At 47.3% G+C, this 14,611-nt stretch carries 8 protein-coding genes; 7 read left to right on the forward strand and 1 reads right to left on the reverse strand.

The window, feature by feature from the left end:
- Window positions 1-153: 153 nt before the first annotated feature.
- The 3 genes from BN2154_RS06100 to BN2154_RS06110 are packed head-to-tail and all read left to right on the forward strand — an operon-like array spanning window position 154 to window position 6,803.
- Window positions 154-1,263, forward strand: a complete 1,110-nt coding sequence (locus tag BN2154_RS06100) for a restriction endonuclease-related protein (protein ID WP_050617986.1) — start codon at window positions 154-156, stop codon at window positions 1,261-1,263.
- Entirely contained in the window at window positions 1,253-4,339 is a 3,087-nt protein-coding gene (locus BN2154_RS06105) for a pPIWI_RE_Z domain-containing protein (protein ID WP_050617987.1), read from the forward strand. The genes BN2154_RS06100 and BN2154_RS06105 overlap by 11 nt, the downstream gene beginning before the upstream one ends.
- On the forward strand, window positions 4,329-6,803 hold the full coding sequence (locus BN2154_RS06110) for a pPIWI_RE module domain-containing protein (protein ID WP_050617988.1): 2,475 nt from the start codon (window positions 4,329-4,331) through the stop codon (window positions 6,801-6,803). The genes BN2154_RS06105 and BN2154_RS06110 overlap by 11 nt, the downstream gene beginning before the upstream one ends.
- A gap of 212 nt (window positions 6,804-7,015) precedes the next feature.
- On the opposite strand, the gene BN2154_RS06115 is transcribed toward BN2154_RS06110, so the two are convergent.
- A complete protein-coding gene (locus BN2154_RS06115; protein WP_050617989.1) occupies window positions 7,016-7,630 on the reverse strand; it encodes a hypothetical protein in 615 nt (204 codons plus the stop codon).
- 278 nt (window positions 7,631-7,908) lie between these two features.
- On the opposite strand from BN2154_RS06115, the gene BN2154_RS06120 reads away from it, so the two are divergent.
- From BN2154_RS06120 to BN2154_RS06135, 4 genes are all read left to right on the forward strand, one after another.
- On the forward strand, window positions 7,909-8,115 hold the full coding sequence (locus BN2154_RS06120; RefSeq protein WP_050617990.1) for a helix-turn-helix domain-containing protein: 207 nt from the start codon (window positions 7,909-7,911) through the stop codon (window positions 8,113-8,115).
- A 77-nt stretch (window positions 8,116-8,192) separates the two neighbouring features.
- Window positions 8,193-11,429: a type I restriction-modification system endonuclease gene (hsdR, locus tag BN2154_RS06125; protein ID WP_050617991.1), complete on the forward strand. Its 3,237-nt coding sequence runs from the start codon at window positions 8,193-8,195 to the stop codon at window positions 11,427-11,429.
- Window positions 11,430-12,950 carry a class I SAM-dependent DNA methyltransferase gene (locus BN2154_RS06130; protein ID WP_050617992.1) on the forward strand — a complete coding sequence of 507 codons (1,521 nt, stop codon included), beginning with the start codon at window positions 11,430-11,432 and terminating at the stop codon, window positions 12,948-12,950. It abuts the gene before it with no gap.
- Window positions 12,950-14,611, forward strand: a complete 1,662-nt coding sequence (locus BN2154_RS06135) for a restriction endonuclease subunit S (protein WP_050617993.1) — start codon at window positions 12,950-12,952, stop codon at window positions 14,609-14,611. Before BN2154_RS06130 ends, BN2154_RS06135 begins: the two co-directional genes overlap by 1 nt.

Raw genomic sequence — 14,611 nt, forward strand, 5'->3', positions numbered from 1 at the left:
AGTTAAAAGCAAATCGACCCGGTATATATAGACGTTGTTTAGCGATTTGTATATAACCTGATATGTTGTATTTTCAACGGTTCTCTTGTACATGTCAAGAGAACCGTTTTATTTTGTTTCAAGACAGGAGGGATTCCCACGGATACGGCATTTATGCGAAAAGCATTCGCGCTGATTGCAAAAGGATTGATTGAGAAAGAACAGCTTCTGCAAAAGGAACCGACAAGGTATCCCTACAGCAAAGCCTTGCAGCATGGAATCAACATGTTTTTAGCTGCAAGTCAAAGGGCAGGGAGTCAAGTTGCTGTCAAGTATCCTGATGAGGCCGCTTTCCTTGCGTATTTTATTACCAGGCCTATTGAAGAGTGGTTCGATACATGGGAATCGGGAGTTGTCGAGCAATTGCATCTTCAGGAAGAGCCTTTTTATGCCTATGACGCCTTTGCGTATCAAAAAACCGGTAATGCATATGTTCCCAGCTCAGATTGCTATGAGTTCCTGGAAACGCAGGATAGTGATATCATGAACGGAACAGACGAGCGTATTCTTTATGAAAAAATAATCGCTTTGAGTCAAGAAGATTACTGCAGGGTCAGAAAGTATATTATCGAGCATCCGATTATCACACTCGAGGATAGGCGCACCATGTCTCTTGAGCTGGCCGATGATCCGATGGCCAAAGATGCTTTCCAGTTTGCCTACGAGGAAATTACGGAGGAAAGCTACCGCTGTCCTCGATGCGGATGGACGATGGTGCAAGGAAAGTATGGATACATCTGTCATTCGACTCACTGCACAGATACGCTCCCTGAACTCACGGATGAGATGAAGCTGGATAGTTCGGCCGGCGATCTCTACCGGTTAAAGAAAGGCGTCATGCGGTACTTTGCCGCACCGGGAAAGCTTGAACTTGAAATTGCGGCGTTTTGCGAGAAAAAGAAACTTTGCTGGGAATTGTGGCCACAGATGGACCGCTATGATGTGGAGATCCGGTTCTCTGACGGGGATATTTGGGAAATCGACGCAAAGGCATATCGAAATCCCATCGCGCTCCGCACGAAGATTCAAAATGACGGTGGATTCCCTTCTGGGGACTATGCACGTGGTTATTTTGTAATCCCCAACGAATATACGGTCAATCAGCGAAACTATACCGCGATCATCAACCGCGTACTGAAGGATCAAAAGAATGTAGAGTGTGTGACTCTGAGGGCGCTGAAAACTGCAATTGCGAAGAAGGAGGCGGCATGCAATGATGAATAAGAGTAAGGACGGTTGGTATGATCCGCTTGCGGCACTGTTTCAAGGCATGGAAGAACCTATGCCGCTTGCCAGATTTGCGGCGATCGAAGCAGTTCTGCATTTGCTTGCTCTGAATGCACCTGCCACCGATCCAGCAAAAGCCTATCTGTTATTTACTCAATATCAGCTTATTGGCACAACGGCGTGTACAGATATGGAACACACTTTGCAGCAGGCCCGGCACACGTTGGGGTACTATCGTTCTCAAAAGTACTGGCAGGATGATTTGCGGGCATATCAGGCCCCCAAATATGATGCAGTTCGCGCTTTTTCGTTTGAGAAATCGGAGAAAGGTCATTCGTTTTCCAAAACAGAGGGGGAATATCCCTATCCGTATGAGCAGCGCCAAAGGGAGTGGGGACGTTTTTGGCCGGAGAGACTTGAAGAAGCCAAGCCGCCTTCTTATGCCGGAGCCGGAACATATCGCTATCCATATCTGAACTTGGAAACTGGGGAAACCGAAACTGTTACGGCCAGATTCGACAGTGACTGTGTCGTGTCTGTTCCACCGAGAGTTCCCGAAAAGGGACGCAGAGAACCAATTTCCATTACCCTGGACGAACTGCTGAACGCCGCAAAGGAAATGGCCGGGATGCATCCCGGTGACCCGTGCTATGCGATTTTATCGACCAATGTTCTCAAGCAGATCAAAGGGGCTTCTGTCAGTACATGTACGGAGCTCACGATTCTTGAGGTCATCAATATCGTTGGCATGGTTGGCGCAGGCAAATCCACACTCATTAAGGTGTTGGCATTTTGGTGCCATAAAAATGGATATCGGATGACGGTTGTTGTTGACACGGTAGCCGAAGTCATGAACCTGCAGAAATATTTATCAGCCTTTGGGGTTGCAGCAAGCCCGTTGATTGGACGCAGCGAAAGGCTGAAATATATCAATCAGGTCGCGCAGCCCTATGAGACTTGCTTGCCGGCAGGATTTTCTCAATACTTAACGCCATTATGTTTGGTTGATGGGATGGATGAGCAGCGCAGCGAAGCGGTCGCCTTCGGCAAAGAGCCGTGCTATTCCCTGAAAAAAGGAAACAAGAATCACCTGTGTCCGTATTTTCATCAGTGCATGGGCACCAGAATGCTCCGTGAATGCTATACAGCTTCCGTTGTTATCACAACGGTTGCGGGCTTTGCGGCATCTCGGGTAGGAGCGCAGCGGGAAACCTTTCTGGAGCTGGTAATGCGCAGCTTTGATGTAGTTGTCTTTGATGAGAGCGACAGGGTTCAAAAAACGCTTGATCACTTTTTCATGCCGGAAACGAGTTTTAATAGCTATATCCGTGAATGCGCCGAAGATTGCAGCGCCTATATGCGGCTGAGCAGCAAACGCAGAGAGGAGAATCTGGCCGAGCAGAGATACGATGAAATGCAGCGCCAGAGCGTGACGGTCCTGAGCTGCCTTATAAAATCTCTGCACCATGAGTTGGGTACATGGAAGAAAATTGCGTATGGGGATCCTTTTTCAGCCCTTATCCTCTTAGAGGATATGTACCGGGATGAGTCGGAATATAGAATCCCGTATGCCGTCTATCAAGCCGTCTATGACCTGATCGATATGCAGGATGAAGACGGCATTCGTCAGAGTACGCTATGGGCCGTCCTTGAGAGCTCCTGTAAGAGTACCGACGAGACGTTCTTTAACCAAATGTACCGTGCTTGGCTGAATGAGCTGGGTGATGATTTTCCGCGGCCTGAGAAGGATAAGGTAAAACAAATTCAAGATGCCCGCATCAAGCTTATTTTGCGGCTCATTTATTTTGATCACTTTATCCGAGACCTCAGCGATGCGTATGAGGCCAGCCACGAAACCTCTTATGGACAAAATGAGCTGTTCGGATTCCTGCAAACTCGTTTTCGGCAGCAGCAGTATTTCCTCCCCTCCGCGCTGTGCGGCAACCTGTTCGGCTTGAAAAAGACAGATGACGAAGATATTATTCTGTTCCGTCAGTTCGCGTTCGGACGAAGCCTGATGAAGGATCTTCCGTATTTGCGCACTGACGCACAGGGCAATCCTGCGGGCCCCCATGTGATTATGCTGTCCGGTTCCAGCTGGGCGGAGGGTTCATATGAGTACCACGTAAATCGGCCGGTGAACTATATCTTGGAGGCGGATGGTGAGAAACGCGCATTTTTAGAAAAAACGCGTTTCTTTGAATCCGGGTTTCCGGAGCGTATTTCCGGCGCGTCAGATGATCAACGCATGCTGCAGCTGCGGTCCGCAACCGAAAAGACAGTCGATCTGATCGTCAGAGAATATGAAAGAAAAACCGGGAAGATCCTGTTGGTCGTCAACAGCTATGTTCAGGCACAGGAAGTACAGCGAACACTGGAAACGGCCCTGCGGAAGGTCAATTGCCCTGCACAGGTTTGCCGGATGATCTCTGATGCTGTCAGCAGCGAGAATGTTCAGGGAACGGTGCGCCGGGGGGAGGTCAGCCGGTTTGCCTGGATGAAAGAGGAGATCCTGATTGCGCCTGCTATGGCGATCGAACGCGGACACAACATTGTCGATGAGTACGGCCACTCTGCCCTTTGCGCGGTGTTTTTCATGGTACGGCCGATGGCTGTTCCTGACGATATCCAGCAGAAGGGCAGCAAGCTCAATGGATTTGTGGAAGCCCACTGTCATCGGGAACCACAGGAATCTCTGTTCGCATACAATGTGCGCATCCGGCAATTTGCGGCACAGCAGTGGGCCAAGATGAGCAAAAGCAAATCGTTTGGTTTGGCTGAGCTGGATGCCGAAGAGCGGAAAGATGTGGTTGCAACGCTGTTTGTTTTGATCCTTCAGATTTTTGGCCGGTTGGCGCGTGTAACGGATGTGACGAAGCCGGAACCGCATGTTTATTTTATCGACGGTGCATTTCGCGGCCGTGAAGAAAAGCAAGGTGACTTTGACTGTCTCACCGAGCTGGGCAGGTACTTAGATACGTTGATGACCTGCAAAGACAGCGCGGAAATTTCTGAAACGCTGTATGCTCCATTTTATAAAGCTTATCGAAAGGACATTCCATATGAATCATAAAATCTATCCGCTGGCATATAAACTATCTCCCAATCAAACCTGTACCCTGTACTATCTCGGGTTTCCCGCATCATGGAAACCGGCCTTACTGGACATTGCACGGAAGACGAACCCAAAGTTCAAGGATGAGTATGGACTTCCGACGAATGCGCTGAAGAAACTGGTCGACAGTTGGATGGAAGGTATTATCGCGTTAGCCCCTTTAAAAAAGGACAGCCATGACGAGCGTTGGCTTACATCCTGCTATGAATACTCTGAGAAAAATATTCAGGCATTGTGCAGTATTATTAAGACCTGGGTAAAGGCCACGTATATCACGCCTTCAAGAGTAACCCCCCTAGCAAAAGAAATCGCAAAAAAAATTTGCGATACGATGAATTGGGAAGAACTTGCGGCGGCTCAATCCACAGATGAAGTCCGTCTTACACTCGAAGATGGGACAGTTTGTGAAGCTGCTTATCAGGCAATTCCGCTTCTGGCAATCAACCGCCTGTTGGGGAAAGAGATTTCCCTGAGCGGGCAAACACTGCACCTGTGCTATGCTGCTAAGAATCAGCTGGTCAGCGATCCGATCGCAGATATGAAAAGTCACCATCAGTACTCTTTTGTATTTGATTTATCTGTGCAGACAACTCCTCCGGAAAGAAAAGCGCTGCTGCTGTGCCAGATGAGCATTCGCCGCTGGATTCCCGATAATTACAATAAAGAGCGGACTCCGTTTTTAACGAATGCCGTCAATTCTCATATTAAGATTTCAGAGGATAAATATTGTCAAGTTCCCATTATCTATGGTTACACGGACAAACAGCCCGTATGGAGAGAACAGGACAAAGAGTGCTACAATATTTGGGGATATGCGCAATTACCATCGGCGGAAGCTGTTGTAAGAAATCCTGCAGCATATGCGGGAAAAATTCTCCTTCCCTACAAAAACGGCATGGCCGGCTTTGCAGCTTCCAAAATCGGAACAGGTGTGTCCGTTGTTGACAAGGCATCACTGTACCAGTCAGTGTCTGCTCTGCTCGGTGATATGATTCGTGAGCAGCCCGAAGCGGAACGGGTTATGCTGCGAGGACAGAAACTCAAAAAATATAACTCTCCGCAGGAATATGAGAATTCTGAAGATTTCCGGAACTGGGTCAGACGATGCGTGGAGACAGACCGAATCACATTCGAGCTGTATGGCCTGTGGAAAGATGATTCACAGCAAAGAATGCTGAAACAGATTCAGGCCAAAATTGAACGGGATTTTGGCGACGAAAAGGATACATCCAGCTTGAAGGTGCGATATGTGTGTAAAGAAATCGGTAGTCTTGCGGATAGCATGCCAGACGATAAGCTGCAGACGCAGATTACACGATGCGGCGAAATCGTCGAGGTATTAGACGATACCGATGGGGTAACGGCTTGTATTTTCACTTTACCTGGGCAAGAGAACTATGGTGTTGGTGATCCGAAATCCGTTCTTCGCAATGCGTTTGCCAAAACGGGACGAGTTGTGCAGTTTGTTACCCCGGAGGAGAATGCCAGCCAAAACAAAATTGAAAATGCTGTGAACGATCTCTATCGACAGTTGGGTGTTGTGACCCTGTTGGATCCTAAACAGAAACAACCTAATTTGGCGTATACACCCTGTGTGGGGATGCATTTGTGTACGCAAGTTCAGGGAATCTCCAATAAGGCGCGTTTTCTTCCGCTTTATGTTACGGTTGATTTGATAGAAGGAAAGGTACAAGTACATTGTGACGCATTCTCAAAGAGGGCGCTCTCTTATCGGGAAGCATGCCTTGAGATGGCGCAGCTTTTCTGGAAAAGTGATTTGGAACAGCGCTGTGTTGCTGCGAGCCGCACCCCTGCGAAGCAAAAACTCATAGAGCTGAAAAACCGGTACGATACGCCGGAAAACGGAGTGTTGGTTTTGGTTCAATCCGATGGAAATACACGAGCGGTATGGGGCGGTATCTCCGATAAGGAGATTAGCGGATATGCCATGGTAGATGAGTATTGCCCATCTCAGGTCAATGTTGGAATGCCACAAAGTCCATATTTATTCTCATTAGCAAATTCAGGTGTGCGGATCATCCGAATTAGGAGCAATCAAGAAGTTCCGGATTATTTCACGGAGTTGAGTGCGAAAGCTTCTGACGAAAATTTGCAGCGCTCTTCTGCATCGGGTATTTTTAAATATCAGGATGTGTATTGGGGCATTCATACGAAGCCGAATGATAATCGCTATACATGGAGTTTTAGAGAATCTAAAATCAATTATCCCAAGCATCCATTTGCCGAAAAGGACATGATTGAATTGTACCCATTGCAGCTTCAACCGGGGGATGATGCAGCAAGCTGGATCTTCTATACCAATGCATTGAGAGATCTTCCGATTCAGTACAATCAGTCGACGGTTCTGCCTTTACCGCTTCATTTGGCAAAAGGTCTTGAAGAGTACCTTTTCAAGGTATAAGTAGATAATACAAAAGTAGGCATCACCTCAAGAATAGAGGTGGTGCCTACTTTTCATATCAGTTTTGCAATGAGATTAATTAGGAGGGCGACTATTTTAATATGATAAATGGCTGAATGTGTGTAAAATTTTCCTAAATTAGTAGTAATTTAGGCGTGTTGTCAGAGATAAAGAGATACGCTCAAAAGCGCTAACTGAGATTTATACTTGCCTTATCCGAAGAAATACTGCTTCATATCTGAGACGCCGCCATCCTTATCGCAGAACCATTCGTAATCGGTGAGGCAGTTCCTGCAGTGGGCAATTACATCAAATCCACCGAGTGAATGCCAACTGTCGGCAATGCTCATGATTTCCAAAGGTTTCCCACAGGCTGGGCACGGTCGGATTTTTCTTGCTTCACAAGTGGCACGCGCTCGCTGTTCTGTCTCAAGTACGCCTAAAAGGCTCTGCCAAAGATTCGAATTTGGCTCATGCTCTGCGTAGTCTTCAAGGTATCGCCTGATATCATCGGCAGCCAGAACGAGAAACTTATCATCCAGAAGATGAATGTGACGCTTGATATAATCGGAAACCACCACGGGCATACATATGTTTTTGCCCATCGCATACCGCAGTGCTGACAGCAGGATCAAGCGAAAGTCGGAATCGCAGATCGGAGCGAGCAGGTCTTGAGGGAACAGCAGAAACTCTTTGCCATTATTCATGCATACGCGCAGCGGTCGCTGTTCTTCCGTTACCAGATTCAGTAGACTGTTAGCTTGATCCTTCAGTTCGTCAATGGTGATCGATTCGTAGTTCTGAAATGAGTTTACTTCATAATTCATCATTTGACCTCCAATCAGTTTATCCTCGCGATGAGGTGTTGGCATTGTAGCTCTGACTGCTTGTAGGTTCAACTGTTTCTTTTGTGGCTCGAAAAGAAATTTAATAGAGTCGGAATTCGTGCGGATTTATCATTTTCTTGCTTTTTCTACCCAAACGTGCTATCATTATAAACAACGCTGTCAAGTGTTGGATAGGCCTTGGCAGTACGGCTGCAATAGACCGAATGCTCTGCCAAGCGGCAGAGCATTTTTGTATATCGGTACGGAGGAGATATTTTATGTCTGTAAGTTATAAAAAACTCTGGAAACTACTTATCGACAAGGATATGAAGAAAAAAGACCTGTGTGAGAAGGCAGGCATCAGCCCAGCATCCGTCACCAAGATGGGACGCAACGGTCATGTCACCACGGAGATACTCGTGAAGATTTGTACGGCGCTGGATTGTAGAATTGAGGATATTGTGGAAATCGTGCCTGGCAAATGATTGACCCAGCAAATAACGATTAGCGATAGCTGCGTTTTCTCAATATGCAACTGGGATTTTGATGAAAGGAGAACTCCGTGAAATCAAATTTTGATTTTCTGAATCGATACTGGCCTGCATTGGCACAGATTGGCGCAACCGCAGAAACCTATGTCTATTCTGATCCCAATGCCTGTATCTATAAACTCGGAATGTTTGCTGAGCGCTTAGTCCAGGAGATCCTTGTCTTTGAGCACATTGCGGAGCCGGCTGTTGACAACACCCACGCAAATCGAATTCGCATTTTGAAGCGAGCCGGTTTATTGCCGCACGAAATTGACAACACGCTATATGTTCTTCGCAAGACAAGAAACTCGGCGGTACATATAGGTACGGACTCCGTGGACGAAGCAAAGACATTGCTGTCCTTGACATACAATCTTGCTGTTTGGTTTATGGAGACCTATGGAGACTGGGGATATATTGCGCCTGAGTTCGTTATGCCGAGCGAGACCACGCACGAAGATTTGGAATCCGTTATTGCCGAGCAGGAAAGGAAAATCGAGGAATTGACGAAGCAACTGGCCGTGGTCAAGACCGCCGCTTCGGGCAAAACGCAAAAGGAGCGCGCAAAGCGGTCGGAATCTGTCTCCGCTATGATGAATTGGAATGAGGTGCAGACCAGATGCTTGATTGACGAGCAGCTTCGTCTTTCTGGTTGGGAAGCTGATACGCAGAACCTGCGCTACAGCAAAGGAACGCGTCCTGTAAAGGGGAGAAATATTGCCATCAGCGAATGGCCTACCAATTCGGCCTTTTACAAAAACGGGTATGCGGATTATGCATTCTTCGTTGGCGAGAAGCTCGTAGCATTGATGGATGCAAAAAAGATGTCGGAAGATGTGGCATCTACCATCGATGTGCAGGTAAAGGACTATGCTGCACATATTAAGCCGGAGGATATTCCACATACGGTTGGAAACTGGAATGGTTATCAGGTCCCCTTCCTCTTTGCTTCAAATGGCAGGGCGTATTTAGAGCAGCTGCGGACGAAGTCTGGTATTTGGTTTTTGGATGTCCGGGAACAGGAAAATCAACCGTATCCTATTCGGAACTGGTTTAGCCCAAGTGACCTGATGGAAAAACTTGGTCAGAGTACAGCGGCGGCCAACCAAGCGCTGGCTGCGGCAGATAATTCGTTTATGACAGATCCTAATGGGTTGAATCTGCGCGACTACCAGATCAAGGCCATTGATAAGGCAACAGAGGCAATCGTTGACGGCAAGAGAACGGCCTTGCTTGCAATGGCCACCGGAACAGGCAAAACCCGTACTGTTCTGGGGCTTATCTACAAGATGCTGGAATCCAAGCGTTTCCGCCGTATTCTTTTCCTTGTGGATCGAGTGTCCCTCGGTGAGCAGGCAATGGACACCTTCAAAGATGTCAAGCTGAAGGAACTGCTGACGCTGGACAAAATATATGAGATCAAAGCGATCGATGACAACATCATCAATCTGGAAACCAAGGTCAGCATTTCAACGGTGCAGGGGCTTTTGAAACGCACGATTCTGGCAGAAGAACCGGATTTGATGCCCGGTGCATTTGATTTGATTATTGTGGACGAAGCCCACCGAGGCTATATTCTTGACCGTGAAATGACGGAAGAAGAAATCCTCTACGATAATCAAGATGATTATATGAGCAAGTACAAGCAGGTTATCGAATATTTCGATGCGGTGAAAGTTGCCTTGACTGCTACGCCCGCCCTGCACACGACCGAGATTTTCGGGGAGCCGGTCTATACCTACAGCTACCGTGAGGCGGTTATCGATGGCTGGCTGGTGGATCACGATCCTCCGTATCTGATTAATACGGATTTCATTGAAAATGACGCACAGTTCAAGAAGGGTGAAACCTTGGCGCAATATGACCCCAACACCAATGAACTTTTGAACGGTGCAGTTTTGGACGATGAAATGGATTTCGATGTGTCGGAGTTCAACCGCAAAATTGTTCTGCCGGATCATACCCGCAAGGTGCTGGAAGAAGTTTCGACCTACCTGAATCCGGAAAGTGGAGAAAAGACGCTGATTTTCGCAGTAAATGATGCACACGCTGACCGTATTGTGGATACGCTCCGAGAAATTTACAAGCCCTATGGCATTTCCAATGATGCCATTATGAAAATCACGGGCAAAACTGCCGGCGGCAACAAAAAGAAGATTTTGCAGGTGATCAAGCAGTTCAAGAACAACCAGTACCCCAACATTGCCGTAACAGTCGACTTGCTGACTACCGGAATCGATGTGCCGGCAATTTGCAATTTGGTGTTTATGCGCAAGATCAACAGCCGGATCCTCTTTGAGCAGATGCTGGGACGCGCTACTCGCCTTTGCCCGGAAATCGGAAAGACGCACTTCAATATCTTCGATGCAGTTCGCGTGTACGAGGACTTGGACGACACTTCCAATATGAAGTCAGTCTCCGTCAGCAAATCAATGGCTGAATTGTTGGAGGATTTGTTCCGTCCGGGTGAGGCCAGCAAGCAGCCTGTCAAAGATCGCATTTTGGCAAGATTGCAGCGTAAGAGCAACAATCTGACCGATGAGCAAAAGTATGATGTATCCGAGCGTTTAGGCGGAAAAACAATTCGGGAATATGCGAAGGAATTGAAAAGCTGTACAGAGGAAGCTTTTGTGCGACGCTGCCGGGAGGATAAGGATTTCCTGCTTTGGTTTGACAACCTGAAGGGCAAAAAGCGCGGGCATTACTATTCCGAAAAGGAAGATACCCTTTTGGAAACGACCCGCGGCTATGGTGACACGGAAAAACCGCAGGATTATTTGGACTCTTTTGTGGCCTATGTCAACGAGAATAAAGACCGCATTGAAGCGATCCGCATTGCCTGCACCCGCCCCAGCGATATGACCAGGGCGCAGCTTCGGGAGCTGAAGCTGGAGCTGGATAAGGAGAATTTCAACGAGAGCAGCCTGAACGAAGCGGCCAGTGCAGTGACCAACGAGCGGATCGTGGCAGATATTATAGCTTTTATTCGTGGGGCTGTACTTAAAACGCCGCTTGTAAACCACGATGACCGTGTGAAAATGGCTTTTTCTAAGCTGATCTCGGCGCATCACTTTAACAAAATGCAGCTTGATTTGCTGGAAAAGATCAAGGTATATATGCTTCACGAGAGCATTCTCAATACCGAGACCTTTGAAGCACCGGCGTTCAAGATGGATGGTGGTTTCGCACGCTTTAACAAGAAGTTTGACGGGCAGCTTGCGGAGATTATCCGTGAGATCAATACTTATATTTACGAAGGAGCAGCTTAAATGAGCACGCAAGATATAGTACAGAAACTTTGGAATCTCTGCAATGTGCTGCGAGATGACGGTATTACTTATCACCAGTATGTGACAGAACTGACCTATATTCTCTTCTTAAAGATGCTGGAAGAAACCGGCGAAGAAGCCGCCTTGAGGAAAGAAATAGAGCAAGCCTACAAGAAACGCCTGGAACAGTATGCGAAGTCGAGGGGCAAACGGGTTGATGAATTAACGGAAGAGGAAAGGAACGGGCGGAAAAATGCGCTTTATGATTATTCGTGGAAGTATTTGACCTCTCTTTCTGGAATCGCGTTAAAAAAGTACTATAACGTTATTTTGACGGAGTTGGGCAAGACAACCATGCCGAAAATCAGCAACATTTATACGAAAGCGGTTTCCAGCATCGAAGAGCCTAAGAACCTGGAAAAGCTAATAAAAAAGATCGACGAACTCGATTGGTACGAAGCCAAGCAAGAGGGACTTGGCGATTTGTATGAAGGCTTGCTGCAAAAAAACGCGGACGAAAAAAAATCAGGAGCCGGGCAATATTTTACACCCCGCCCACTGATTGATGTGATGACGGAGCTTGTCAATCCGCAGCTGGGGGAAAGGTGCTTTGACCCCGCCTGCGGAACCTTCGGTTTTATGATTGCGGCATATCGTAATGCAACCGACGGAAGAAGTCTTTATGAACTTTCCGATGCAGAGGTAAATTCAATTCAAGGTGGCTATACTGGCGTTGAGTTGGTTTCGGATACACACCGGCTTGCTATGATGAATGCGTATTTGCATAGTGTTCCGGCGCAGATTTCCTGTGAAGACTCTCTTGCGCAAGACGCAAAGAGATTCAAAGAATATGACGTTATTCTCACGAACCCACCTTTTGGCACGAAAAAGGGCGGTGAGCGTGCCACACGGGATGACATCTCTTTCCAGACCTCCAACAAGCAGCTGAACTTCTTGCAGGTGATCTATCGCAGCCTGAAGGCGGACGGCAAGGCCCGCTGCGCCGTGGTGCTGCCGGATAATGTGTTGTTTGCTGCCGGTGACGGTGCCAGCGTGCGCCGGGAACTGATGAATTTCTGCAACCTGCACACCATTCTGCGCCTGCCTACCGGCATTTTCTATGCGCAGGGCGTCAAGACCAATGTGCTATTCTTTACCCGCGGGACAACCGAGCAGGATAACACCACCGAGGTTGCGTTCTACGATATGCGCACCAATATGGACAGCTTTGGTAAGACCCGGCAGCTGCGCAAGAGTGATTTCGACGAGTTTGTGGCAGGGTATGAAGACCCGTCCAAGCGCACGGGCGAGCGCTGGAGCAAATTCACTCGTGAGGAGATCGCCAAGAATCCGGATGATAGTCTTGACCTGGGCTTGATCCGCGATGACTCCATCGTGGATTATGACGATCTCCCTGACCCTGTAGAAAGCGGCGAGGAAGCGATTGCGAATCTGGAAGAAGCGGTCGATCTGCTGAAAAGTGTTGTGCGTGAGCTTCGTGTTCTGACGGAGGAAAAGTGATGGCAAGAGCAAAAAAAGAAGCCGCCCTCACGCCCGAAGAGCGTTTGCAGGCAGCTTTAGTGCCGGATTGGGAGTGGCCGTATAAATTGCCGGAGAATTGGTGCTGGACAAGAATCGGCATGGTTAGTAATTTTGAACGCGGAATTACTTTCCCAGCAGCCGCAAAAGAAGCTGCACCAACTGAGGATAATATTCCGTGCCTTCGCACAGCAAACGTGCAAGAAAATCTTGAAATTGACGATATGATATATGTCAACAGAGATTTTATGAAGGGAAATATCGCAAAACTGGTGCGTGAAAACGACATTATTATGTCTTCGGCCAATTCCAGAGAGCTTGTTGGTAAATCTTCTTTAGTAACATATATTCCTTTCCCTATGACTTTTGGTGGTTTTGTTCTTAATATAAGAGCGAAAGAAATGTCCAGTAAATATTTGTTCTATTTCTTGCGGCACGAATTCCTTGCAGGGAAATTCATCGGAGAATCTTCACAGACAACGAACATTGCAAATATCAACACAACGACGCTAGGAAACTACGAAATCCCTCTTCCGCCACTTCCCGAGCAACAGCGCATTGTAGACCGCATTGAAAGCCTGTTTGCCAAGCTGGATGAGGCCAAGGAAAAGGCACAGGCCGTGGTGGATAGCTTTGAAACCCGCAAAGCCGCTATTCTCCATAAGGCCTTCACCGGTGAACTGACTGCGAAATGGCGGGAAGAGCACGGTGTGGGGATGGAGAGTTGGGAAAAGCACTTACTTTCGACCGTTTCGTCTTTACAAACAGGATTAATGAAGGGAAAAAAGTATACGGGAAAGACTGTCGAATTGCCATATCTAAGAGTAGCGAATGTGCAGGATGGATTTCTGCGTCTGGATGAGATTAAAAAAATCAATGTAGAAGAGAAAGCTATTTCAAGGTATAGTCTTGCTGTTGGGGATGTTCTTTTTACAGAAGGTGGCGATTTTGATAAGTTAGGTCGGGGAACGGTCTGGGAGGGCCAAATCAAAAACTGTCTTCACCAGAATCATATCTTTGTTGTTAGGCCTAATCCAGAGGTACTTAATCCTTATTTCCTGTCATATCAAGCGGGAAGCCGGTATGGAAAAGCATACTTTCTGAGTTGTTCCAAGCAAACGACAAACTTAGCGTCGATTAATTCAACACAGCTCAAGAATTTTCCTGTTATAATTCCATCTATGATGGAGCAAGAAGTGATTATTAGGTTAATCGATTCTTCCCTTGAAAAGGAACAGCAAGCCAAGAATGTAGCTGAATCTGTTCTTGACCAGATCGACCTGATGAAAAAATCCATTCTCGCTCGTGCCTTTCGCGGTGAACTGGGTACGAATGACCCGAGCGAGGAGAGCGCGGTGGAATTGCTGAGGCAAGTAATCGAACAAGAGGATGGAGATGTGATCAGGCCAAAGGCAAAAGCGAAGCGAATTGCAATTCCCGCAGAAATTAAGCCGTTGTTGTCAGGTGCTAATGAAGAAGCAATTGTCAAACTCCTATTAAAAGCTGCGCCCCAATCTGTTTCTACACAGACAGTAATGTCCATTAGTAAGAAAAAATTTGAGCTTATGGACGCATTACGCAATCTGGAGAAAAAACAGATTGTGTCGAAAAGTGATTCTGGAGAATACTCACTAGTGAGGTAA

It is taken from the genome of Intestinimonas massiliensis (ex Afouda et al. 2020) (assembly GCF_001244995.1).
GTDB lineage: Bacteria > Bacillota > Clostridia > Oscillospirales > Oscillospiraceae > Intestinimonas > Intestinimonas massiliensis.